This is a genomic window from Larkinella sp. C7 (assembly GCF_006149005.1).
Lineage (GTDB): Bacteria > Bacteroidota > Bacteroidia > Cytophagales > Spirosomataceae > Larkinella.
The window spans coordinates 473,935-498,429 of the sequence record NZ_VBSL01000004.1 but is presented as its reverse complement, the minus strand read 5'-3'; the positions used below and the strand labels follow the sequence as shown (position 1 = coordinate 498,429).

At 52.2% G+C, this 24,495-nt stretch carries 18 protein-coding genes and 3 tRNA genes; 9 read left to right on the top strand and 12 right to left on the bottom strand.

Going from position 1 to position 24,495, the window contains the following annotated elements:
• Nucleotides 1-139 precede the first annotated feature (139 nt).
• Nucleotides 140-4,318, top strand: a complete 4,179-nt coding sequence (locus tag FH871_RS13040; RefSeq protein WP_138991854.1) for a hybrid sensor histidine kinase/response regulator — start codon at nucleotides 140-142, stop codon at nucleotides 4,316-4,318.
• A 498-nt stretch (nucleotides 4,319-4,816) separates the two neighbouring features.
• On the opposite strand, the gene FH871_RS13035 is transcribed toward FH871_RS13040, so the two are convergent.
• The 4 genes from FH871_RS13035 to elbB all read right to left on the bottom strand — a co-directional run bounded on the left by FH871_RS13035 (nucleotide 4,817) and on the right by elbB (nucleotide 7,497).
• Nucleotides 4,817-5,797, bottom strand: coding sequence for a hypothetical protein (locus FH871_RS13035; RefSeq protein WP_138991853.1), 981 nt, complete (start codon nucleotides 5,795-5,797; stop codon nucleotides 4,817-4,819).
• Complete coding sequence (locus FH871_RS13030; protein ID WP_138991852.1) at nucleotides 5,790-6,263, bottom strand: hypothetical protein; 474 nt, start codon at nucleotides 6,261-6,263, stop codon at nucleotides 5,790-5,792. The genes FH871_RS13035 and FH871_RS13030 overlap by 8 nt, the downstream gene beginning before the upstream one ends.
• Before the next feature lie 189 nt (nucleotides 6,264-6,452).
• Nucleotides 6,453-6,535, bottom strand: a tRNA-Leu gene (locus FH871_RS13025).
• 272 nt (nucleotides 6,536-6,807) lie between these two features.
• Nucleotides 6,808-7,497 carry an isoprenoid biosynthesis glyoxalase ElbB gene (gene elbB, locus FH871_RS13020; protein ID WP_138991851.1) on the bottom strand — a complete coding sequence of 230 codons (690 nt, stop codon included), beginning with the start codon at nucleotides 7,495-7,497 and terminating at the stop codon, nucleotides 6,808-6,810.
• Nucleotides 7,498-7,633: 136 nt separating this feature from the next.
• On the opposite strand from elbB, the gene FH871_RS13015 reads away from it, so the two are divergent.
• A complete protein-coding gene (locus FH871_RS13015) occupies nucleotides 7,634-8,035 on the top strand; it encodes a DUF3127 domain-containing protein (protein WP_138991850.1) in 402 nt (133 codons plus the stop codon).
• A 51-nt stretch (nucleotides 8,036-8,086) separates the two neighbouring features.
• Here FH871_RS13015 and FH871_RS13010 read toward each other — a convergent pair whose 3' ends face one another.
• The 3 genes from FH871_RS13010 to FH871_RS13000 all read right to left on the bottom strand — a co-directional run bounded on the left by FH871_RS13010 (nucleotide 8,087) and on the right by FH871_RS13000 (nucleotide 9,009).
• Nucleotides 8,087-8,593 (bottom strand): DUF4136 domain-containing protein, encoded by a 507-nt coding sequence (locus FH871_RS13010; RefSeq protein WP_171062836.1) that lies wholly within the window; start codon nucleotides 8,591-8,593, stop codon nucleotides 8,087-8,089.
• A 182-nt stretch (nucleotides 8,594-8,775) separates the two neighbouring features.
• Nucleotides 8,776-8,851 (bottom strand) — tRNA-Lys (locus tag FH871_RS13005).
• A gap of 82 nt (nucleotides 8,852-8,933) precedes the next feature.
• A tRNA-Lys gene (locus FH871_RS13000) sits at nucleotides 8,934-9,009 on the bottom strand.
• A gap of 117 nt (nucleotides 9,010-9,126) precedes the next feature.
• On the opposite strand from FH871_RS13000, the gene FH871_RS12995 reads away from it, so the two are divergent.
• Nucleotides 9,127-9,861, top strand: a complete 735-nt coding sequence (locus FH871_RS12995) for an SH3 domain-containing protein (protein WP_138991848.1) — start codon at nucleotides 9,127-9,129, stop codon at nucleotides 9,859-9,861.
• 100 nt (nucleotides 9,862-9,961) lie between these two features.
• Here the strand turns inward: FH871_RS12995 and FH871_RS12990 are convergent, their stop codons facing one another.
• The gene (locus tag FH871_RS12990; protein ID WP_138991847.1) at nucleotides 9,962-10,777 is read right to left on the bottom strand and encodes an SDR family oxidoreductase; all 816 of its coding nucleotides are present in this window, start codon (nucleotides 10,775-10,777) and stop codon (nucleotides 9,962-9,964) included.
• 178 nt (nucleotides 10,778-10,955) lie between these two features.
• Here FH871_RS12990 and FH871_RS12985 point away from each other — a divergent pair, with 178 nt between their 5' ends.
• Nucleotides 10,956-11,411 carry a CHRD domain-containing protein gene (locus tag FH871_RS12985; RefSeq protein ID WP_138991846.1) on the top strand — a complete coding sequence of 152 codons (456 nt, stop codon included), beginning with the start codon at nucleotides 10,956-10,958 and terminating at the stop codon, nucleotides 11,409-11,411.
• A gap of 59 nt (nucleotides 11,412-11,470) precedes the next feature.
• On the opposite strand, the gene FH871_RS12980 is transcribed toward FH871_RS12985, so the two are convergent.
• Nucleotides 11,471-13,717, bottom strand: a complete 2,247-nt coding sequence (locus tag FH871_RS12980; protein WP_138991845.1) for a gliding motility-associated C-terminal domain-containing protein — start codon at nucleotides 13,715-13,717, stop codon at nucleotides 11,471-11,473.
• 68 nt (nucleotides 13,718-13,785) lie between these two features.
• Between FH871_RS12980 and rlmD the strand changes: the two genes are divergently transcribed.
• A complete protein-coding gene (gene rlmD / locus FH871_RS12975; protein WP_138991844.1) occupies nucleotides 13,786-15,231 on the top strand; it encodes a 23S rRNA (uracil(1939)-C(5))-methyltransferase RlmD in 1,446 nt (481 codons plus the stop codon).
• An 86-nt stretch (nucleotides 15,232-15,317) separates the two neighbouring features.
• Here rlmD and dnaB read toward each other — a convergent pair whose 3' ends face one another.
• The gene (gene dnaB, locus FH871_RS12970) at nucleotides 15,318-16,952 is read right to left on the bottom strand and encodes a replicative DNA helicase (protein WP_138991843.1); all 1,635 of its coding nucleotides are present in this window, start codon (nucleotides 16,950-16,952) and stop codon (nucleotides 15,318-15,320) included.
• A gap of 369 nt (nucleotides 16,953-17,321) precedes the next feature.
• Between dnaB and FH871_RS12965 the strand changes: the two genes are divergently transcribed.
• The 4 genes from FH871_RS12965 (at nucleotide 17,322) to FH871_RS12950 (ending at nucleotide 22,284) form a co-directional block, all read left to right on the top strand.
• A complete protein-coding gene (locus FH871_RS12965) occupies nucleotides 17,322-18,269 on the top strand; it encodes a PhoH family protein (RefSeq protein WP_138992012.1) in 948 nt (315 codons plus the stop codon).
• Complete coding sequence (locus tag FH871_RS12960) at nucleotides 18,250-19,578, top strand: M43 family zinc metalloprotease (RefSeq protein WP_171062835.1); 1,329 nt, start codon at nucleotides 18,250-18,252, stop codon at nucleotides 19,576-19,578. The genes FH871_RS12965 and FH871_RS12960 overlap by 20 nt, the downstream gene beginning before the upstream one ends.
• Before the next feature lie 163 nt (nucleotides 19,579-19,741).
• On the top strand, nucleotides 19,742-20,191 hold the full coding sequence (locus FH871_RS12955) for a GNAT family N-acetyltransferase (RefSeq protein ID WP_138991841.1): 450 nt from the start codon (nucleotides 19,742-19,744) through the stop codon (nucleotides 20,189-20,191).
• Entirely contained in the window at nucleotides 20,137-22,284 is a 2,148-nt protein-coding gene (locus FH871_RS12950; RefSeq protein WP_229317266.1) for a ComEC/Rec2 family competence protein, read from the top strand. Before FH871_RS12955 ends, FH871_RS12950 begins: the two co-directional genes overlap by 55 nt.
• A gap of 3 nt (nucleotides 22,285-22,287) precedes the next feature.
• On the opposite strand, the gene FH871_RS12945 is transcribed toward FH871_RS12950, so the two are convergent.
• On the bottom strand, nucleotides 22,288-23,553 hold the full coding sequence (locus FH871_RS12945) for a T9SS type A sorting domain-containing protein (protein ID WP_138991840.1): 1,266 nt from the start codon (nucleotides 23,551-23,553) through the stop codon (nucleotides 22,288-22,290).
• A 126-nt stretch (nucleotides 23,554-23,679) separates the two neighbouring features.
• Nucleotides 23,680-24,456, bottom strand: coding sequence for a 3-hydroxybutyrate dehydrogenase (locus tag FH871_RS12940; RefSeq protein WP_138991839.1), 777 nt, complete (start codon nucleotides 24,454-24,456; stop codon nucleotides 23,680-23,682).
• Between the last annotated feature and the right edge of the window lie 39 nt (nucleotides 24,457-24,495).

Here is a 24,495-nt window from a genome sequence, read left to right as displayed (position 1 = left end):
AAACCATGCCGTAAAAGTAGCTAGTGGTCAATCCCGAAAATCAGGATCAATTTTTGTTACACATAGCAATTATCAGACAGCTATATAAAGTATCTAAGAATAAACCTATATTGCACTTTTAGAATCTCTGGGCCTTTTCATGAAAATCTTTATTCTCTCGCTGCTGGCCTTTCTCCTGGTTTCTTCCGCTTCCGTAGCCCAGACGGGGCCGGTACGGTTTAAGCACATTACCACTCATGACGGGCTTTCCCAAAGTAATGTCACCTGTATTATTCAGGATCAGCAGGGCTTTATGTGGTTTGGAACGCAGGATGGACTCAATCTCTACGACGGTTATTCGTTTACGGTTTATCGCAATGATCCACACCAGCACAACAGCCTGAGTGATAATTACATTCGCTCCCTCCATGAAGACCGGCAGGGTCGCCTGTGGGTCGGTACCGACGCCGGGGGGTTATGCCTGTTTGATAAAAAAACCGGGGGCTTTACATCCTACAAACGCATTGAGCGAGATTCTAAAAGTCTGAATAACAACCGGGTAACTGCCATTGCCGAAGACCGGAATGGCCATCTCTGGATCGGAACCGATCGCGGACTTTCCCGGTTTAATCCCGCCGATCAAACCTTTACCCCCTACAGCCACCAGCCCGGTATTCCCACCAGTTTGAGCAATGATCTGGTTCAGGACGTGGTGATCGACCGCGCGGGCCGGATCTGGGTATCGACCTTTGGCGGAGGCCTCAACCGGCTGGATACCGCGACGCACAGATTCCAGCACTATGAGAACCGCCCCGCCGATCCGTCGTCGCTGAGCCACAACAAACTTCGGCAACTGTTTGAGGATTCGAAGGGGCAACTCTGGATTGCTACGGAAGGGGGCGGGCTCAACCGGCTCAATCCCGATCAGGAAACCTTCACGCGGTATCAGCACAACCCGGCCGATCCGGGCACCATTAGTCACAATGACCTGAATTCGCTCGGAGAAGATCGCTACGGGAATTTATGGATCGGAACCGAAAACGGTGGAATCAGTGTGCTCAATAAAAACCGTACCACGTTTACCCGGTATCTGTACGACGAAAACCAGGAAGACGGCATCAACGATGCGTCGGTGTATGCCATTTGCCGGGATCGAAGCGGTAACATGTGGATTGGTACGTATAACCAGGGAATCAATTTTCTGGATCACCAACCGGCTAAATTTGTGCTCTACAGGCGGGATAAAAACAATCCGAATACGCTGAACAACACCAACATCATGTCGATGCTGGTGGACCCGCAGGGCAATTTGTGGATGGGAACGGATGGAGGAGGCTTGAACGTCCTGATGAAAGCCACGCAAAAATACCAGTATTACAAACACCATCCGACCGATCCGGGCAGTGTAGGCAGTAACTTTATCATGAGTGTCTATCAGGATTCCGACAACGACATTTGGGTGGGGAATTACAAGGGAGGGCTCAGTTTGTTTAATCAATCGACCGGCACGTTCACCAACTTCAGGCAAACCAACAATGCCAGAGGGCTTAGCCACGAAACGGTTTGCACCCTCGTTGAAGGTAAAAAGGGAGAAATATGGCTGGGAACGCTGGGGGCCGGCATCAGCCGGTATGACAAAAAAACCGGGCAGTTCACGCACTTTCGGCCTGACCCTTCCCGCCCCGGCAGCATCAGCGAGGGCTACATCAGTTCACTCTGCTACGACCACACCGGCACCTTGTGGGTAGGAACGGAAGGCGGTGGTTTAAACCGGTTCAATCCCGAAACCGGCACCTTTACGGTATACCGGCACAACCGGCAGGTGGCCGGCACGATCAGCCATAATTTGATCAATAGTCTGTATGAAGACCCCACCGGCAAGCTCTGGGTGGGCACCAACGGCGGTCTGAACCGTTTCGACCCGCGAAAACAGACTTTTGTGGCTTTCCGAAAGAAAAACGGGCTGACCAACGAAGTGATTCGGGCCATTACCAGCGATCGGCGCGGAAACATCTGGATCAGCACCAACAAAGGACTCGCCCGCTTCGATCAGAAAAACCAGACGTTTCGCAATTATGACGCCGGCGATGGCCTGCAGCGGGGCTTTTTCAACCGCATGTCGGTTTTCAAAACCAAGCAGGGTGAGCTGTACTTCGGGGGCATCGGGGGGATGAACGTGTTTTCACCCGACAGTCTGCGGGATAATCCCGACGTTCCGCCGGTTTACATCACAAGCCTGCACGTTTTCGACCAGCCCGTCTGGCTTCGGTCGAACAAAATCAGCCTTTCTGCCGAACAGTCGACGCTCACCTTCGAATTTGCCGCTTTAAATTACTCCCTGCCCGAAAAAAACCAGTATGCCTATAAACTGGAAGGGTTCGATCAGAACTGGAACTACAAAAATCACAAACGGGTGGTTACCTATACCAACCTTGACCCCGGTTTTTACACCTTTCGGGTCAAGGCTTCCAACAATGACGGCGTCTGGAATGAACGGGGAACCGCCTTCCGGGTTATCATCAAACCGCCGTTCTGGCAAACCTGGTGGTTCGGATCGCTGATGGCCCTGGCATTTCTGGCCAGCCCTAACCTGATTATCCGCTGGCGAACCCGGGCGCTGAAAGCCCAAAAAGAGAAACTGGAGGAAATCGTGACCGAGCGGACCGCCCAGGTGCTTTACCAAAAAGAAGAACTTCAATCCCAGTCGGAACATTTGCAGGCCCTGGTTGAAGAAATTCACGAGCAGCAGATTCAGGAAAAAAAGGCCCGGGAAGAAGCTGAGCAAGCCAACCAGGCCAAGAGCGTTTTTCTGGCCACAATGAGCCATGAAATCCGGACGCCGATGAACGGTGTGCTGGGCATGACGTATTTGTTGCAGGAAACGGAACTGTCGGAAGAACAGCACGAATACGTCGACACCATTCACCAGTGCGGAACGAACCTGTTGGGTGTGATCAATGACATTCTTGACTTTTCCAAGATCGAATCCGGGAGTCTGGAACTGGAAGAGGGCGACATCGACCTGCTTCACTGTCTGGAGGATGTGCTGGATCTGTTTGCCGGAAAAGCCGCCGAAAACGGGCTGGATCTGGTCTACCAGTTTGAACACACGGTTCCGCTCCATGTGATTGGCGATGGGTTGCGGCTGCGTCAGATTCTGATCAATCTGGTCGGGAATGCGGTTAAATTCACCCACAAAGGCGAGGTGTTTGTGCGGGCCGATGTTCGTCAGCGCATCAACGACAATGAGCTGGAACTGGCCTTTCAGGTGCGGGATACGGGCATCGGCATTCCTGAAGACAAACGTCAGCGGCTTTTCAAGGCGTTCTCCCAGGTCGATTCATCCATGACCCGGCGCTATGGCGGAACGGGTCTGGGGCTGGCCATCAGCGAGCGGCTGGTCAGATTGATGGGTGGTGAAATCGAGGTCGAAAGCGAGGAAGGCCGGGGCACTACTTTTACCTTTACCGTTCGTTGCCGGGTTAGCCAACAGGCCAAGCGGCATTATATTTTGTTCAATACCGCCGAAAATGAGGGCAAACGGGTGCTGGTGGTCGACGATAACCAGACTAACCTGACCATTCTGAAATCGCAGCTTGAGCAGTGGAAACTGGTACCGGTTACGGCATTGTCGGGCGCCCAGGCGCTGGCACTTCTGTCGGCCAATCCCTTGTTTCAACTGGTCGTTACCGACATGCAGATGCCGGGAATGAATGGGGTGGAACTGGCCCGGAACATCCGGTCGCAGTTTCCCCGGCTCCCGATCATTCTGCTGAGTTCGGTGGGTGAAGAGACCCGGAAATCGCACCCGGACCTTTTTTCGGCGATTCTGACCAAACCCATCCGCCAGCAGCAGCTTTTCGATCTGGTTCAACGGCAACTGAAACAGCCCGACGAAAGCCAGACGGCGGTATTCCGGCCCGTGCAGCACAGTTTATCCGAGGAGTTTGCCCGGCAAAACCCCCTCGATATTCTGGTTGCGGAGGATTACCTGGCGAATCAGAAGCTCATTCTGAATATTCTGAACAAACTGGGGTATCAACCAGACCTGGCCCAAAACGGAAGAGAAGTCCTGGCCATGTTGCAGGATAAACCGTATGATGCCATTTTGATGGATGTTCAGATGCCGGAAATGAACGGTCTGGAAGCCACCCGGCGCATTCGCCATCAGGCCGGCCCGCAGCCGATCATTATAGCGATGACGGCCAATGCCATGAAAGAAGATGAGCAGGAGTGTCTGGAAGCCGGCATGGACGATTACATTTCCAAGCCGCTGTTGCTCGACGTGCTGAAAACCGCTCTGGAAAAAGCGTCGGTTCGGCGGCAGCAGCAGGTGTAGGGTGTTTTAATTTAGAGGAATAATGGGAGCAAGAGTTTTATTTGAAGCCGTATTATATTTATTGATACATATCTTTATTTTGCTATATATCTGCAAGAAGTAGGAAACCACTTCATATCTTCCTAAGAAGTCTTTATTGAGTCAATGCCAACTATTAGATGATACCCATGCTTAACAGTTGTTCAAGTGCCAGCGGCACGTANCTAAGAAGTCTTTATTGAGTCAATGCCAACTATTAGATGATACCCATGCTTAACAGTTGTTCAAGTGCCAGCGGCACGTAATGTTAATAGCAAATCGGTATATTAAGAACTCCAGGCGTGCCGGAGGTACGCGATATAAGCTTAGTTGCGTACCTCCGGCACGCCTGGAGTTCTTAATATACCGATTTGCTATTAACATCGGACCCCTGCGGGGTCAATAATCTCACAATTTGCGTTGAGTTTATACATTTGAAGCTTCAATTCAATAAAGCAAACTATTAAGGAATCATGTTAATTAAAAAAGCGAATACTGCTTAGTAAAAGTTTCGGATGGAGGATCTGCTGGCTCGATTGTTTTTAATTGGTAAGATTTCTTTATTTCGCCAATCATCCGATTCTCACTAATTAGTTCGTAAACAGTTCCTTTGCAACTTTCGCCTACATGTAGGTTAAGTAATTGACTCATAGCACTGGTTGGAACAGAACCACTTATCAGTCCTCCCGACCACAGTTCTATCTCGAACCTGCCATTTCCTTTGATACTCTCAGTTACAATTGTACCGTAAAAAGGCTTTTCCTCTGGTTCTGCTTGTGCCATTCCTTCTAAAGTATTCTGAAGTTGGTAAAGGCGCTCTTTATTGCCTTCCCAAAATAATTGCTTGTCGTTAGGTGCAAACCAATTAATTTCTGCTTCTAAATCGGCATTTAAAAGGCTTTTTAGGAATCGATTCATATTTTTTACTCCACCTTTTCCGTAATGGGAGACCCGGTCGGTTATTTCATCCGAGCGTTCAATTTGCAACAAGTCAAAAGTTTTGTAAAGGCAATCTTCCGTGAGACTATGCCCGTACATGTCAGGATGTGATTCTATGGTGAAAAACAGACGTGTTGATCCAGACGATAATTGACTTAGTTTGATATTTAATTGCTGTCGTGTTTCTTTAATTGCTTTTTTGTTGTTATATCCATATCGGATGAACCGACCAGCTTGAACCAACATCTCTTCAAAGTATTCGGTAAGTTCACTAAAAATAGTAACAGGTAGACTTCCAAAGTGGGCTTTTTGCCCAATAAGTCGTAATTCAATGATCTCCTGTCCTCTTCGCTCTTTTTCTTGGATAAGCAAAGTTGTTATTTCCTCAACCCGATCTTTAGTTGATTTTACCAACGCCTTGTGAAAAAAGCTATCTGGCTGTTGCTTTAATCGAACTGTATGGTCAGACAGCATACTCCTGGCGTCCTCAAGAAGATCTTCTAGCCTGGAAATGTTATACATCCGTAAGAATTAATTTAAAAAAGCCTTTTACTGAGAATGATAGGTGACCAGAGCTAAACCATTTGGTATATTTTACCTCATCAATTTCACTTCCCTTTTCGCCTAAATAGACGTCAACATTGTACTGTAGTTTTATCCAATCACGACTTGAAACAATTCTATTAAACAGTACCTGCAGATTCTCAGGAAGTGTATTGACGTCGTTAGAATCTACCCAAACGATCAAGTCAATATCTTGAGGTTCAGGGTGTTTAGTTGTGAAAGATCCATCTAGCCATATTTCAATAGGTATTTGTAATTTCCGAAGCTCCCTCAAATATAGGTTCAAATTTCTGATTAAGTCTCTCCTCCTAGCAGTATCTACAATTGTATCCTGAAAAGGTTTGAGAAAGAACTCGTCCAACTGCCAGACTCCTATCGTTTTATGCCCTTTCTCTAAAAGGGGGGGATAATCAAGTTTTACCATTATACTTCAAAAGTAAGGTATGAACAGACTTACAAAGTACGGTTTTCTAATCACTAACAAAAATTTAATCTACTGTAAGCAATTGATAGGAAGCTATATAACAGTTTGAAATATGCAGTTGCTCTATACGCAAGCAACCGCCTTTTGGGGCGGTTGCTTGGTCAATCTCAACGAAAATAATCTAATATGTGTCCACGGAGGGATTCGAACCCTCACACCATGATGGCACCACCCCCTCAAGATGGCGTGTCTACCAATTCCACCACATGGACAGGAAAACCGTATTTTTTGTGGATGCAAAAGTAGGCACTTGCACTCAAAAAACCAAGACGTCCTTACTTATTACTAAAAAATGATGCGGCCATCAGTAAGTGCAGCGAGTTCCATGCCTTTATGACCCAGAACGTATAGGGGGGCGTAGTCGGCGCGTAAAAGCAAAGGCTGGCATCCCCATTCAGTTCGGTGGTTCCACTACCGGGCTGGTTCGTTCATCATAGGTTAGCACTGAACCTGGCTCTTCTCCCGATAGAAGAGCCAGTGTTTTTTAGTCCTCCCGCAACAGCACCACCAGTTCATCGATGGCGGCCCGGATGTTGTTGCGGACGTCCAGAATGGACGCTTCCATCATGTAACAGGGCGCGGTGATGATCTTGTTTTCCCGATCGACCGAAATTTCCCGTACGGTTTTCATCTCGGCGTGGTGGCCCAGTGAATTGATTCCGGCGGCAATTCCGCTGATTTCGTACGGACTTTCTTCCAGGTCCGAACCCACCGTAAGCGTAGCCGAAATTCCGCTGCCTTCCAGGGCTTTGGCCAGTGTGGTGGGACTCATGCACAGGGCGACAATCGGTTTCTTGAGCGAAACCAGGTCGAGGATGAATTGCTTGACTGGTTCCAGAATCGCTCCCTGCGGGCCTTCGAATGCCCATTTGGTGATATTTTTTGCCGTGCCAAAACCGCCTGGCATCACCAGCCCATCCAGTTCGTCGGCGGTCAGGGTGGCCAGGTTGCGAATGTTGCCCCGCGCAATCCGGGCCGATTCGACCAGCACGTTGCGGGTTTCCGGCATTTCCTCGCCCGTCAGGTGGTTAATCGCGTGGTATTGGTCAACATTGGGGGCGATGCAAACCGGCTCGGCACCCACTTCCGCCAGGGCCAGCAGGGTCAGGACGGCTTCGTGAATTTCGGTGCCGTCGTAGACGCCGTTTCCGTGTAACAAGACTCCGATTTTCATAATTCAGGGGATCAATGAGGTGGTTTTTTGGGGAAAATTAAGCCAAAAAGTTGTAACTTCAACGATTCATTTCAACCTTCGCCGGACGAAACGAAATTCGGCTAGTAGTAAACAAAAAGAAAATAACAGAGAGCATATGGCAATGGAATTAGTAGGTAAACTGGTGAAAGTTTTACCTGAACAATCGGGTCAGGGGAAAAATGGAACCTGGACGAAGCAACAATTTGTACTCGAAACCATCGACCAGTTTCCCAAACAAGTCTGCCTGATGGCCTGGGGCGAAAAAGCCGCCGAACTGGCACAATATGCGCCGGGCGACACGATGAAATGCGCCATCAGCATCGAATCCCGCGAGTACAACGACCGCTGGTATACCGATGTACGGGCCTGGCGGATCGAGGCAGCCGAAGGCGGTGGAGGAGGATACGAACCACAATCCGCACCAGCCGCTGCCCCCCGTCGCTCGGAACCCCGCGCAGCCGCAGCAGACCGCCCTCTGACGACGTTTGAAGAAGAAGACAACGGACTTCCGTTCTAATGCTACACTGACCATCCGGGTGATTTTTGGTTCTGCCGAAAATCACCCGAATCAGAGTTTGGAAAACAGCTTTTCCATCCCTTCATCGATCTGTTTCTGAAGCTTCTCCGGCTTCTTCGGGATAACCCCTTCCACAATCCCCCGCCAAACCATCTCATTCCGCTTCGCGTCGATCAGGTGTGCGTCGATCGTTCCCTGCCGGTATTTGCCCACGGGGACTTCCTGACTCCGCCAGCTATAGCGCCGTTGTCCGATGTAATAGGGCGGATCGGTGCGAAAATTCGTTTCACGGGTCTGCGTCTTCTCATCGACGGCAATGCCGATGTTCATCATCAGATCCGGCTGCGTGTCCACCCGACGTAGCCCTTTGTTCACCAACTGTTTTTCAATGGCGGCTTTCAACGCATCGACCTGTGATCGGTAAAAACCGCTCTGGGGAATATCGCCCGTCGATTCGATGTCCGAAAAGGCAAACGTACGGTAATTGGACAACGCAAAGTTGGGAGCCGGTTCGGTTTTAACGACGCGAATCGAGCTACAGGCAGCGCCTGCCATCATAAGAAAGAAAAGGCAGACTGGTGTGAGGGCTTTCATGGATTTGATGGTTCATTCATTTGCTTTTAAAACGAATGGCCGGTGAAAAAGTTGGCAGGAGCGTGAATGGCTAATGGAATACAATAAAAATCCCGCCCCTGAGAAGGATGCGGGTTCGTGAAGAAAGCGTGTCTTCGCTGTATTTTTGGTGATCCGGCTGGGATTCGAACCCAGGACCCATACATTAAAAGTGTATTGCTCTACCAGCTGAGCTACCAGATCGTTAGCAATTGTCAGTGATCAGACATGAGGAACTCGATGCGACTGAAGAATTAACACTGAAAACTGTAGACTTCTTATTTTTTGGTGATCCGGCTGGGATTCGAACCCAGGACCCATACATTAAAAGTGTATTGCTCTACCAGCTGAGCTACCAGATCGGAAAAAGGAGCAGATGAAAAGAAATGATATGAACCGTAACCTTTCTACTTTTACCTTTTGTAATTTTGGGTCGCTTCCCAAAATTGCGATGCAAAAGTACCTTTTCTGACGTGAAAATGCAAGGTCACTCTTTAAAATTGCTCTATTTTTTTTCATTTGTGCTGTTCCTGCGGGTCGGAAATGCGGCCGCAGCATCGACGTCCGTGACCCTCTACCAGGCTGATTCTCTGTTTGCTGCGGGGCTCTACCCGGCTGCCGTAGAGGCCTACGAATCCCACTTGCGAAAAGGCTACAAACCGACCGATCCGATGTTGTTGAAGCTGGCCTACGTGTGGGAAAAGCAGGGTGATGTGGCCAAAATGCTCTATTATCTGCAAGTGTATTTCGACCGCCGACCCGATGAAGCCATCCTGAAAAAGATGCACGAGGTGGCGATTCAGAACAACCTCCGGGGTTACGAAACCGACGACCTGAACTATTTTTACCTGTTCTACAAACAGTACGGACTCTACATCACGCTGGGGCTGGTGTTGCTGGGGACCTACGCCTTTGGTATTTTCTGGCTGAAATACCGCAACCACGAACCGGCCCGCCGACGGCATAAACTCATCGTCCTGGCCTACCTCACGGGCTTGCTGCTGCTGGTCAACCTGCCCGAACGCTACCAGTCCGGTATCATCAACCGCGACCGCGTCCTGCTCCGGCGCGATCCATCCTCCGCAGCCCCCGTGGCCGATGTCATCAACCGGGGCCACAAAGTCAACATCCTCGGCAGCCAGGACATCTGGCTCCACGTCTTCTGGAACGACGGCCTGTATTATGTCCGGAAGGATAACGTGTGGTTGATTTGAAATCAGTGAAGAATTAGGAGTGAAGAATTAAGAGTTGGCTGACGCACATTATTTTCAGCTTGCGTCAGCCAACTCTTAATTCTTCACTCCTAATTCTTCACTAATTTGCTTTCTTCAACGGCGAGTCTTTCTCCTTTGCCAGGGTGTTATAGACCAGTCGATCCATGAGTCCGGGGATCCATTTGTTGAGGAAAACCGTCAGCTTCCCCTGAAAGGTCAGGATCAGGTCGCGTTTCCGGCGCTTGACGGCCTTTACGATGTGATCGGCGCATTCTTCCGCACTCATCATTTTACTCTCGTCACGCATCGTTTCTCCCGCTACCTTGCCTTCGTTGTTCAGGGAGGACACGCGGATGTTGGAAGCCGTAAAACCCGGACACGCCACCAGTACGTGAACGCCGGTGTCGAGCAGTTCGGTGCGGAGGGCTTCCAGAAAACCGTTCATGGCAAATTTGGAGGCCGAATAACCGCTGCGCACCGGCAGCCCCCGGTAGCCGGCAATTGATGAAATCCCGACAATGGAGCCTTTCGTTTTCAGAATGTGGGGCAGGGCGTAGCGGGTGGCATACACTGTTCCCATGAAATTGATGTCCATCACTTTCCGGATCACGTCCGGGTCCACGTCCTGCAACATGGAGCGCATGCTGATGCCGGCATTGTTGATCAGAATATCGAGTCGGCCATACGTTTGGATCGTCGCATCGATCAACTTCCGGACGTCGGCTTCCTGGCTCACGTCGGCCTGAACCGCCAGCGTATCGATGCCGCTCCGGCGCAGTTCGTCACGGACGGTTTCGAGCGATTCGGGCGAACGGGCGCAAATGACGATGGAAGCCTGCTCGCGGCCAAACGCAAAAGCGAGTGCTTTGCCAATTCCCGACGAAGCACCCGTAATCAAAACAACTTTATCTTTCATGAAACTGGGGAAATTCCGGATGAGAACCGAAAGGAGGGCGGATAAATAATTATCAGTTTTAGGTAGAAACTTCTCATTTTAATAAGTTATCTAGGTATTGCCCGCCTGAGGTTGCAGAGAATTAGAGCAAAGTTAGTATTATTGCGGAGCAATCTGGACCATTTACTATTTACGATTTATGAAAAGAACATTTGCGTATCTGATGACCGCCTTTGTGGCAGCAGCCCTGACGGTGACATCCTGCTCACCCATTAAAGACGCTCCCGACCAGAAAGATACAGTCGAATTTGTAGCCACCCTGAACGGTGCGCAGGAGGTACCCGGCAATGCTTCGGCAGCAACCGGCACAATGACAGGAACTTACAACAAAGCCGCCAAGGAACTGAGCTACACCATCAATTACACCGGCATAACACCGACGGCAGGCCATATCCACCTGGCACCCGGTGGCCCGGGAACCAATGGTGGCGTCATCATTCCATTTGCCTCCCTGACGAGTCCGATTAGTGGAAAAAGCACGCTGAACCAGGTGCAGGAAAACGCCTTGATGGAAGGTCGGCTGTATGCTAACTTACATACTGCTTTGTTTCCCGCCGGAGAAATTCGCGGGAATATAATGCGGAAGGAGTTCTAAAAATTGACTTCGTTAAGCATAAAAAAAAGCGCTCCTTTCCGGGAGCGCTTTTTTTATGCTTAACGAAGGAGTGTCACTGTGCCTTTGTACGACCGGTTGGTGTACTGAATCAGGTAAAAATACTGCCCCGGTGGATAATCTTCCCCATCCCAGCGGAAAAGCCGGTTGGTGGATGAAAAAACCGCTTTGCCCCACCGATTCACGATGTCGACCCGGCGAAACTGGTCGGAGCAATTGTCCAGTGGCAAGTTGGGTACGCTGAACACATCGTTTTTGCCATCCTCGTTGGGCGTAATGACATTCGTAATGGTGATGTTATAATCGACCGGAACGTCCTTCACCACGAAGGTGACGCGGGTCGTATCGTAGCGGTTCGGGCAACTGCTGTCCTGCGAAATAAAATCCAGTTCAAACGTAGCCTGCTCTTTTCCCTGAAGAACCGAGCAATCGGGTTGCCAGACAAAAGGTGAGGTCAGCGGCCCCGGGCCGGTTTTGTTTTCAAACTGCATGCCCATGCTTTTCCAGTCGAAATTTCGCCCCACCGCCGTAAGTTTCAGCACGTCGGGATCGGGGTCTTCGGCAATGGCATCGAAGCGCACCGCAGCCGGAACCGAGTCGCCGTGCGTAATGGTCAGCTCAATTACCGGATCGGTCAGCGTGGTTCGGACCGTGGGCGGTCGGCCGGTTGCGGGCGTGGCTTTTAGCCGGACGGTCACCGTGTCACGCAGATTTCGGTTGCAGCGGGTGTCGGTCACGATGAAATCAACGACATATTCCGTGTTCTTGACCTGATCACACTGCGGATTCCAGTTAAATTGGGAACTCACCGAGCCTTGTCCCGAAACTGCCGAGAAGCTCATGCCCACCTGAGCAAGCGTAAACCCGCGTCCGACGGCTGTTAACGTAATCATATCCTGGTCGGCATCGGTTCCCAACACGTTGAACTGAAGGTTTTTGCCCGCCTGTACGCTCGTCTGGTTGCCGGGCAGGGTCGTTTCCGCATCCGGTCGGCGGTTGAGTTCCGGTTCCAGCAGCAGGGTGACGAAAAGCGTGTCTTTCAACCCCTGCGGACAGCCTTCGTCGGTCGCCAGCAAGGCCAGTTGCAGCGGTTTTCCATCGGCCAGGCATTTGTCAAAACAGATCCGGGTCCGAACCGAATCGCCGGAAGTACGGATGGTTACTTCATTCGGTGAAAACGTAATGCCCTGCGCCGGGCCGTTCAACACCGAGAGCCTGACCTTCTGGTTGGCATCCAGATCGGTAACGTACACATCCACGCAATTGGCATCCTGGGTGCTTAATTTCAATACCGTTCCTTCTTTGTAAAAGGCCGACTGTCCGGTTTGACGCATCGCCACGGCGGGCGGGTTATTTTTTTGACAGTCAATGACTTTTAACTGAAAATCCCGACGGACGAGGCCGATGCGCTGGTAAACGCCCGACGCATTTTTCCGGTACTCTTCCACCTGAACGCAAAAAACAAACAGACCCACCTGCCCGGCAGTCACGGTGAGCTGACCGGTTCGGGCATTGACCCGCAACGGCAGCGGCCCCGGAATGGCCCGATCCTGGTTGAGTCCGCTGCTCCACCGGACTTCCGGATAGGACGAACTGGGCAAGGCCACCTGCGGGCGGGGATTGGCCGCCGTGCTGAAACCGTTGTAGGGCGTCACGAGCCGGTAAGCCAGGCTGTCGCCATCCGCGTCGGTAGCACCGAAATCGAACGCAAACGGCTGGTTGATGCAGATGTAATCGCCCTGCACGGGCCGGAAGGCGGGGGATGAGTTGAAAACGTCCGTGCTGCCGGTTCGCTGCGCCGGGAACTCCAGGTAAAACGTGGAACCGGCCTGACCGGGATTCTGGATGTTGCTGATGGAATTGTTGCGGCAACAGCGTTCCCAGACCATATAATAGCCGCGCGGATCGTTGAACGCATTGAGATTGAACACCACATTTCCGCCATATTTCAGCAACCTGGTGCGAAGCGACGGCAGTGCACACTCCGGTTTGGTGTAGTCGACGGGCTGCGAGCCGATTTGCGGCAGTTCGACCGAACCAATGAAGGCATTGTCGCCTTTGCGGTAAATAAAAATGACCACGGTGGGATCTTCGGCCTGCGGATTGCCGTTCAGATCGTCAAAATACAGGTTGAGGTTGATTTGGTGGGTAAACGGGTTTTGATTGGTCAATCTTTTCAACTCCAGTTCACCCCCCACGATGTGCGTCGCCAAAGCCGGAAAAACCAGGCCCATCCAGCCCACTACCAACCAACACCACCAGGCTGTAATCCGATAAAACTGTTTCATTCAAATACGGATAGGGTTGTCGAAACCAAAATACGGTGCTTAATTTACAGAATTTATTACAGTTTATTATGTCAGGAAAGACCCAAAAGATGTCGCAACGGTTGCAAGCGATTCGTATTGATGACGTTGCGGCAGAAGGAAAATGTTTGATTCGAACGGATGAGGGAGTCATCTTTGTGGAAGGTCGTTCGGGCGGTCCGGTGGCGGCACCGGGCGACATAGTCGATATTCGGATTGTCAACCGGAAAAAGCAATACCGGGAAGCGGTCGTTGAAAAAATCCATTCCTTTGGTCCGAGTCGTTCGGAGCCGTTTTGCCAACATTTTGGTACCTGTGGCGGGTGTAAATGGCAGCACATCCGGTACGACGAACAACTCCGTTTCAAAGGCCAGCAAGTGTACGATCACCTGACCCGGATCGGCAAGGTGCAACTACCGACGGTTCGACCAACCCTGCCCTCCGTGCAGACCACCTACTACCGCAACAAACTGGAATTCACCTGCGCCGATGGTCGGTGGATCACCGACGAGGAGATTCGCTCCGGAATGTCGGTGGACAAACGGGCGGTCGGTTTTCACATTCCGAAACGGTTTGATAAAATTCTGCCCATCCAGCACTGTTACCTGCAACCTGATCCGTCGAATGCCATCCGGCTGGCGGTGGGGGCGTATGCGTTCGAGCACGGTTTTACGATGTATAACCTGAACACGCACGTCGGTTTTCTGCGGACAGTTATCATTCGGACGGCATCGACGGGGCAGGTGATGGTGGTGGTACAGGTCGCTGAAGACCGGCCGGAGGAGTTGGCCGGACTAATGGACATGCTGAAAACGACCTTTCCCCAGATTGCGTCGCTGAATTATATTCTGAACACCAAACTGAATGATTCGTACCAGGATCAAATCGTGGTTCCATACTGGGGAAAACCGTACATCGAGGAGCAAATGGAAGATGGCAGCGGCCAACCGTTAACCTTCCGGGTTGGACCCAAATCCTTTTACCAGACCAATGCTTCCCAGGCCTTTGAACTCTACAAAATCACGCGTGACTGGGCGGGGCTGACGGGGTCGGAGCGGGTGTATGACCTCTACACCGGAACCGGAACCATTGGTCTTTTTGTGGCCCGAAAAGCGAAGCAAGTGATTGGTATTGAATACATTGAAGCAGCGGTTCAGGATGCGCGGGTGAATGCGTCCATCAACGGAATTCACAACGCGGAGTTTCTGGCGGGCGACATGGGGACCTTGTTAACGCCGTCTCTTTTCAACAAATACGGCAAACCGGATGTGGTCATCACCGATCCGCCCCGCGCCGGTATGGACGAAGCCGTGACGCGAAATCTGTTGCTGGCTGCTCCCCAACGCATTGTCTACGTGAGTTGTAACACCGCCACCCAGGCCCGCGATCTGGCCATTCTGGATGAATTGTACGAAGTGAAAGACGTTCAGCCCGTCGACATGTTCCCGCATACCCACCACGTCGAGAATGTGGTGAAGCTGGAGAAGAGGAGTTAAAAGTTAAGAGTTAAAAATTAAAAGTAAGCTGACGCGTGCTAACCACCGAACCGCTAACTCTTAACTTTTAATTCTTAACTTTTAACTTAAAAGGGTGTTTCCTGTTGATTGGGGTCGATGTGGCCGAAGTTGGTGAAGTTGCCGCCCGGCGTGTTCAACGTATTGGCTTTGCTTTTGACAATACCGCCCTGGTTTTCGAAGGTCTGCGCGCCGGACGTTTTGGCGTCGAAACCGGCCGACGGACCACTGAATGGGGGAGGAGTCTGCGGCATGAAGAACGCATCCAGATCGGCGAATTTGGTGTATTTGCCCACGAAGCGCAATTGAACGGTATCCAGCGAACCCGACCGGTTTTTGGCAATGATGACCTCCCCGATTCCGGAGACGGAATTCCCGGCTTCGTCGGCGCTAATGCCGTAGTATTCAGGCCGGTAGAGGAAGATCACCATATCGGCATCCTGCTCGATGGAACCGGATTCCCGAAGGTCGGAGAGTTGCGGTTTTTTGTCGCCACCCCGGGTTTCAACGGCCCGGCTTAACTGCGACAGGGCGATGACCGGAACATTCAGCTCTTTCGCAAGGTTTTTCATGGCCCGCGAAATCGAGGCAATTTCCTGTTCACGGTTACCACCCATTTTGCCCGATGTGTCGCCCTGCATCAACTGCAAATAGTCAATTACGACCAGTTGAATATCGTGCTGGGCTTTCAACCGGCGGCATTTGGCCCGTAATTCCAGAATGGAAAGCGCTGGCGTATCGTCGATGAAGATTGGCGCTTCGGTCAGGCGCTGGATTTTATGGTGAAGCTGCGCCCATTCGTGCGGAGCCAGATTTCCTTTCTTGATTTTTTCACTATCGATTTCCGCTTCCGCCGAAATAAGCCGGTTGACCAACTGAACCGACGACATTTCAAGCGAGAAAATCGCCACCGCCTGCCCGAAATCGACGGCAGCATTGCGGAGGGCGCTAACTACAAATGCAGTTTTTCCCATCCCTGGCCTGGCCGCCAGAATGATCAATTCTGACCGCTGCCAGCCGGAGGTCAGCCGGTCGAGGGCACTGAATCCCGACGGAACGCCCGTCAGGCCGTCTTTCATGTTCTTTTTCTGCTCCAGTTCCTCCAGCGCCTGCCGCATGATGGTGCTCATGTCGGCGTAGTTCTTGCGGATGTTGGATTCGGAAATCTTGAACATCGACTGCTCGATGCGGTCGAGGAGGTTGAAAACGTCGGTGGTGTCCTCGTAGGCGTCGCGCTGGATTTCGTTGGCAACCGTAATGAGGGCGCGTTTGATGGAAGCTTCCGCAATGACGCGGGCGTGGTACTCGATGTTGGCGGCCGAGGTAACGCGGGTCGTGAGTTCCGTCACGTAGCCACCGCCCCCAACAACCTCAATTTCACCGGTTTTACGCAGTTGCTGCGTCACCGTCAGCATGTCGACCGGTTCGGCATTTCCGAACAGGGTGACAATGGCGTTATAAATCCGATTATTGGCTTCCTTGTAAAAACTTTCCGGCTTCAGAATGTCGATGACGGCCGAAAGGGCATCTTTTTCAATCATCAACGCACCCAGCACCGCTTCTTCCAGATCGATGGCCTGCGGGGGCAGTTTGCCCAGCCCCGTTGGGGTCAACATATGGTTTACACCGTCGGAAAGGCTACGCCGATTGCCCATGTAAGGGGTCTTCCGAAAGTTAGAATTGGTAGGGCGATCGTTCTCCATTGCATTGCAAGTATAGCCAATCGGTGTTAGAATGAAAAGCCGACAGGCCGGTTGTCACGGGGTCCGGGAACAGTTGGCAAGGCACTAAGTTGTTGTCTCTAAAGTACATATTCCCCGGCTGGTGGGGTGAAAAAAAAGTGAAAATGTTTTTTGTTTTTAGCTTACGGTTTAATTCAATTTTATAGCCTTGCTGACCCATAGAATTCGGGGTTGAGGCTGGAAAAGGCAACTGATTAATCGTGAAGGATTTGCACAAATTTGGCAGGATTTGGAGATAATAATTGATAACTTTTGTTGTTTACTACGTATGATCCTCTAAATTTAGAAGGAAAATAAGGAATCGGTCACACTGAAAATATGAACGGAGATTTGGTAGAAAAAGTAATCACCCTTGACAATGTATCGCTCATCGACTTTTTGGGAGTTGAAAACAACAACATCAAAGAGGTAGCAGCCGCCTTTCCGATGAGCAAAATTATTTCCCGCGGGAACGAAATCCGTATTAAAGGGACGACCCCGGAGATTACGCGCATTACCGACATTCTGGACTCGCTGATCGAGCATTACCAGAAATACGGCAAACTGACCCATGAGAACGTTCGCAGCTTTCTCAAAAACAACGAACGCGAGCCGGTTGCGCTGCCCCAAACCGACGACAACGTGCTGGTGTATGGCACCAAAGGCGTGATTGTTCGGGCCAAAACCGCCAACCAGCAGCGGTTGGTGGATGTGTCTGAGAAATACGATCTGGTGTTTGCAGTAGGCCCGGCCGGAACCGGGAAAACCTATACCGCCGTGGCCATCGCCGTGCGCGCCCTGAAAAACAAGGAAGTTCGGAAAATCATCATCACGCGTCCGGCCGTGGAAGCGGGCGAGAACCTGGGCTTTTTGCCCGGCGATCTGAAAGAAAAAATCGATCCGTATCTCCGCCCGATCTACGACGCGCTGGACGATATGATTCCCGCCGAAAAACTGAAACTCTACATCGAAAGCCGCACCATTGAAATCGCTCCGCTGGCGTATATGCGGGGACGAACGCTCAACCACGCCTTCATCCTGCTGGACGAAGCGCAAAACACGACGCCGATGCAGATGAAGATGTTTCTGACGCGGATGGGGCCAAGTTCCAAAGCGATCATTACCGGCGACCGTTCCCAGATCGACTTACCCAAAAACCAGCGCTCCGGGCTGATTGAAGCCGTTGAATTACTGAAAGATATCAAAGGAATCGGCTTTGTAGAACTGGATGGCAGCGATGTGGTGCGTCACCGCTTGGTTAAAGAAATCATCACCGCGTATGAACGGGCTGAAAAATAGGCAACTTTTAGCTACGCTGGGATTCCTACTCAGCATCGGTCTAACGGAGTTACGGGCGCAAACGCCCGTGACTCCGCAACGCTGTGGCATCGATGTACGTGAAGAAACTTTACAACGGCGTGATGCGCAGCGGCTGACCAAACGCCTGAAGCTTAACGAAAAGATTGAAGACCTCATTCGGCAGCGAACTGAAGAGCCTGCAAAAGCCCGGGTGGGAGAGGTTGTTTACCGGATTCCGGTGGTGGTGCATGTGGTCCATACCAATTCGTCCGGTTTTGTGGGCGGAGCCAACAACTCCAATATTTCCGACGAGCAGATTGCTTCCCAGATCCGGGTCCTGAACGAAGATTACCGCCGGATGGCCGACACCCGGGGCTTCAACACCAACCCGATTGGGGCTGACACCGGCATTGAGTTTTTTCTGGCCCGCACCGACCCCGATGGGCTTCAAACCTCCGGTATTACCCGGCATTATACCCAAAAAACGAGCTTTAACATCTACGACGGTTCCAGTGGTGATGACGTTCAGTTGTCGCAGATTGCCTATTGGCCCAGTGATCAATACCTGAATATCTGGGTAACGACCCTGCGAAACGATTACCTGGGGTACGCCCAGTTTCCGGAAGCGGAAGGCATCGACGGTCTCTCATCCCTGGAAAATGAACTGACGGATGGCGTGATTATCGATTACCGGTATTTTGGCAGCGACATCGGGGCGGTTACCAGCCCAACCTACCGGTATGGCCGGACCACCACGCACGAAGTGGGGCACTGGCTGGGACTGATTCATACCTGGGGGGATGCGGTGTGCGGAACGGATTACTGCAACGACACCCCTCCGACTGAAAGTGCCAACCAGACGACGGCCTGCGCCGAGCGGTTTTCTACCTGCAACGGCACCCGCACCCGCAACCAGATCGAAAACTACCTTGATTATACGCCCGATGCCTGCATGAATCTGTTCACCCAGGACCAGCGAACCCGGATGCGGGCGGTGATCGAAGCCAGCCCCCGGCGGCAGCGGGTGGTCCGGTCGGCAGACCCGCTACCCCAAACCGAATCGCTGACGGTGAATGTTTTTCCAAATCCCGCGCAGAAGCAATCGACGCTGGAGGTATTGTTCACCGGTTTTCAATCGTTCCAGATCGACATCACCGATTTGTCGGGGCGGATTGTCCGCACCCAGAATTATACCGATTATCCGAGTTCTTCGATCAGCCTGCCATTGGATACGCTGGCCCGGGGTGTTTATTTTGTAAAAGTACATACCGATAAAGAAACGGCGTCCAAAAGGTTGCTGATTCGTTAATCAGGGTTTACGGTTTTCGGTGTGGTTCCCCGCCGGAACTGACGCCTGTCTCTTCGGTATTCCATATTCGGTATTTATGATTCGATATTTTAAGAATGCGTCAGCCCCGGCGGGGAACAGCACCGAAAACTGGAAATCGTAAACCGACTAACTTTCCTGCCGTATGATTGAAGTGATTCAGGTTATCCGTCCGGCTGAAATGCAGCAAGTTTTTGCCATTCGAGAGGCTGTGTTTGTCAAAGAACAGCACGTTCGGGCGGAAGATGAGTATGATGAATTTGAAACGAGCAGCCGCCATTTTCTGGCTTTCTGCGACGGTACACCCTGCGGAGCCGCCCGCTGGCGTACGACGTCTAACGGTGTAAAGCTGGAGCGGTTTGCCGTTCTGGCGCCTTTTCGGGGCAAGGGCGTCGGTCAGGCATTGGTTCGGACGGTGCTCGACGATGTGTTGAGTCAGCAGCCGGAACCCATCGAGTCGATTTATCTGAATGCCCAGCTAACGGCCATGCCGCTGTACGCCAAGTTTGGGTTCAAAGCCGTCGGTCCGATGTTTGAAGAATGCGGTATTCAGCATTACAAAATGGTGCTGCCCGCTTCGTCCTTTCCGGCCTGATGCTGCGCTGGAACGCCTTCCCGTTCGTTCGCTACCTCGTGGCACTGATGAGCGGAATAACCGCCTGTCTGTTTTTTCCGGATTCGCTCCGGCTCGTCACCGGCTTGCTGCTGCTCGGCTTCCTGAGTTTGGGAATCCTTGCTTTCGTGAAAGACAGACCCCGTGCCGTCCTCAAAGGCATGGCCGGTTGGCTGACCCTGAGCGCCATCGGCTGGCTGGTGACTTCGTTTCATGCCCCGATGAACGACCCTGCGAATCTGGTTCACCTTCGCCGACCCATTCGGGCGTATGAAGCCGTGGTGGGCTCACAGGCCGAAAACCGCACCAAAACCTTTCGCCTGGAACTGGACGTACGGAAGGTGTTGACCGACCGCACCTGGCAACCGGCAACCGGACGTCTCATCGTCTACATCGATAAAACCGTGGCTCAAAAACCGCGCTACGGCGATGTCTGGCTGGTTCGGGGGGAACCCCGGACGATTGACCCACCCCTGAATCCCGGCGAGTTTAATTACAAACGGCACCTGGCCCACCGGGGGATTTACCACCAGCAGTATTTACGACCGAATGATCGAGCTGTTCTGGGCTATCGTCCTTCAAATCAATTGACTGCACAAGCATATAAAATTAATGCATGGGCCGACAGCGTGTTTACCAGTCATCTGGGAAGCGGGCAGGAATTTGCCATTGTAAAGGCGATGATTCTGGGCGTTCGCGACGGCATTGACCCCGAGTTGCAGCAAGCTTATTCGGCGGCCGGAGCCGTGCATATCCTGTCCGTTTCGGGGCTGCACGTGGGCGTTTTGTTTGCTGCGGTCAGCTTTGTGCTGGGTTTTGTGAAGCGCCGAAAGGGTGGGAAATACGTCTTTGCGGTGGTCATGCTGGGCTTGCTCTGGTTTTACGCCTTGATGACCGGTTTTTCCGCCCCGGTTTTGCGGTCGGCGTATATGTTTACCTTGCTGCTCATCGGCCAAACATTGGGCCGCGCCAACAACCCTCTGAATACGCTGGCGGCTTCCGCTTTTCTGATTTTACTGCTTGATCCTTACGCCCTAACGACAGCCGGTTTTCAGTTGTCATACCTGGCCGTTGGCGGATTGACGCTCTGGTACGAAAGCCTGTATCAAAGCCTGACATTCCGACACTGGCTAACCGACAAGCTGTGGAAAGTGACGGCCATGTCGCTGGTGGCGCAAGTGGTCACTTTTCCCCTGGGCGTGTATTATTTCCACCAGTTTCCCACCTACTTCTGGCTAGCCAATCCGCTGGTGATTCCGGTTTCGTCCCTGGTTTTGATTCTGGCGATGGGTTTGCTGGTTCTGGGCTGGATTCCATATCTGGGTTTGCTGGTCGGGAAAGCACTGTTTGGGGCAATGTGGCTCCTGAACCAGTGCATCATCCAGACGGAGCGGTTGCCGCACTCCATCCTGAAACCGCTCATGGCCAGCGGGTTTGAACTGGGGCTTTTGTATGCCATCATCTTCTTCGGGGCGGCATTGCTGCTGTTCCGAGAAAAACGATTCGGCTGGTGGCTGGCAATCAGTGCGGTTTTGCTGACCGGGTCGGTTGGGATGACCACCCTGAATCGAAAAAAACAGCGGTTGCTGCTGGTTCATTTTGTGCCGCACCAGTCGGCGATCAGTTTTGTGGAGGGCAACAGGGCGGTTTTGCTGAGCCGGGATTCGCTGTCGGATAAAAGCCGGGAAGTGACGTTTTACATCCGGAATACCTGGGACAGTCTGGGCGTCGATCGAATCACGTATGCGCAACCGGGTCAAACGAACCCCGGATTGCCGCTGTTTCAGAACCGGGCCATCACGCTGGTAAACTGGCAGGGGAAAAGCGTTCTGATCATCAACCGGCTGCCTGCCCGGAATGGCTGGCGATTGCCGGCCGTGATCGATTATGTCATCATCAGCCGGAATGCGTTGCAATCCTGGAGCCAGCTGAAAGGTCGGGTGGCCGCCCGGCATTTGATTTTCGACGATTCAAACAAAACCCCGTTGACGGACCGGTTGCTGGCCGAGGCCCGAAAACTGGGCATTCCGTGTCATTCGGTTCGTCAGCAGGGCGCGTACCTGGCAACTTTTTGAGGATTATTTCAACACTTTCCGGATAAAATACTGGTTGCCCAGCCGGATGGTGACCAGATACAATCCTTTGGGCAGCGACTGCACCTGAAGCGTCTCGTTGTGGTTTTTTTCGGTTTTGTTCCCACTCTGGCTGAGCCATTGTTTTCCGCTGAGGTCGGCCACCTCGATGTCGATGATGCCGGTTTCGGCGGTTTGAAACCCGACGGTCAACTGATTGATCACGGGATTTGGGAACACACGGACTGCGGTAGCTTGGTTCCCGAGGATGACGGACAGGATTTTCGAATACGCCACCGTTCCATCCGCATCGACCTGTTTCAGACGGTAATAATAGGTTTCGGACAAGGCGCCAAAATCGGTGTGCCGGTAGACTTTTCGGCCATTTTGCGTTCCAAACGGGTCGATGACCTCGCCACTGACGGGTGAAAAATCGAGAGCGTTCAGGGATCGTTCAACGATAAAAAACCGGTGATTCAATTCGTTGGACGTCTGCCACTCCAGCCGAACCCCGGTTTCCAATGGCTGGGCGCGGAAGTAGGCGTAGGTGACGGGCATGGCGTTGGCACAACCCGTGCAGTTGGTCGTCACCGTAGCCGAACCCAGGTTGGAGGGCGTAAAAGTGCCGGGGAGACAGACCAGCACATCCGGGGAAGTGGTCAGGGGATTGTTCAGAAAAGTCTGCCCGTTCTGGGGCTGAGCAATCGACAGGCAGCCTTTGGTGGTCTGGGCGGTGGTCCGGTTGGTGCCGTTATTCTGAAAATACTGGGTGTGAATCTGGCCCATGTTGGCCAGACAAATGCTGCCATTGCCGTTGACCCGCGTCAGGTTCGTTACATTGACCGTGCCACCATCGACCACCAGGCTGCTGTTGATGTCCAGCGAGGTCATGTTCAGCACCCCGCCGTTTTCAACGATCACCCGGACATTGTTAAAACTGGTATTCGAGGGGTTGGAAAGGGTACCCTGCACCCGGATGTCCCCCGAATTGGAGTTGAGATTGGACAGGCTTCCGGCAGTATAGAGTAAGGTGCCGCCGTTCAGGTTGGAATTGGTGAGTGAACCGCCACTCATGCAGACAACGGCTCCGCTGGGAATGGTCAGGTTCGAAATAGCAGTGGTGATGCAATAGGTGCCGCTGGCCAGTGTTTGATTGCCGGTGGTTAAGGCCACACAACCCGAACAGGAAGGGGCTGGGGGCGCACATTGGGTAAAGCCGGATTTTGGTAAAAATGTAACCACTAAAACGAAAAAGTAAATGATTTTTTTCACGGGAAAGTCTTGATTGATAGATCAATCCCAAAAATAAAACAGCTTGTATAGACAAGCAAATAATAGTGACTTTTTCTTAAGTAATTCCTGCACAAGGTGCATTGAGGAACGAGCAACGCCGTCCCATCACTGTGCCGTCCAGCCGCCGTCGATGGGCAGAGCCGCCCCGGTTATGGTGGCCGCACTTTCTGACGCCAGAAACAGGCAAAGCGCGGCAATGGTTTCGGCGGGGATGAACTGTTTGAGAGCCTGTTTCGCCAGCAATACCTTTTCGATTACGTCCTTTTCCGATAGCTGGTGGGTTCGGGCCTGATCGGCAATCTGTTGGTCCACCAGGGCGGTTTTGACGTAGCCGGGGCAGATGGCGTTGGCGGTAATGCCGCAGGGGGCACCTTCGAGGGCGATGGTTTTGGTGAAGCCAACCAACCCGTGTTTAGCAGCTACGTAGGCACTTTTGAATTCGGACGCCACCAGACCGTGGGCCGAAGCGATGTTGATGATGCGGCCGAATTGCTGCTGTTTCATGAACGGCCACACGGCTTTGGTCAGGTGGAAGGCGGAAGTCAGGTTCACGCCGAGAATGGCATCCCAACGGTCTTCCGGAAACGCATCGATCGGCGAGACGTACTGAATCCCGGCGTTGTTGACCAGCACGTCGATGCCTCCAAATTTTTCCCCGGCCCGGCTGACCATCGCCCGCAGGGCGGCCGGGTCCAGCATGTTGGCCGGATCAAATACCGCGTCGATGTTGAATTCTGCCGCCATCGTTTCGGCCAGTTGGGGGCCGTTGGCTTCCAAGCCGTTTAAAATCAGGTTATAGCCCTGCTGGGCAAAAGCCGTGGCGATGGAATGCCCGATGCCACTGGTGCTGCCGGTAATCAGAACGGTTCTTTTTTGCATCATTTCAGGATGAATTAGCACCCAAAGCTACAACAGGGCGGG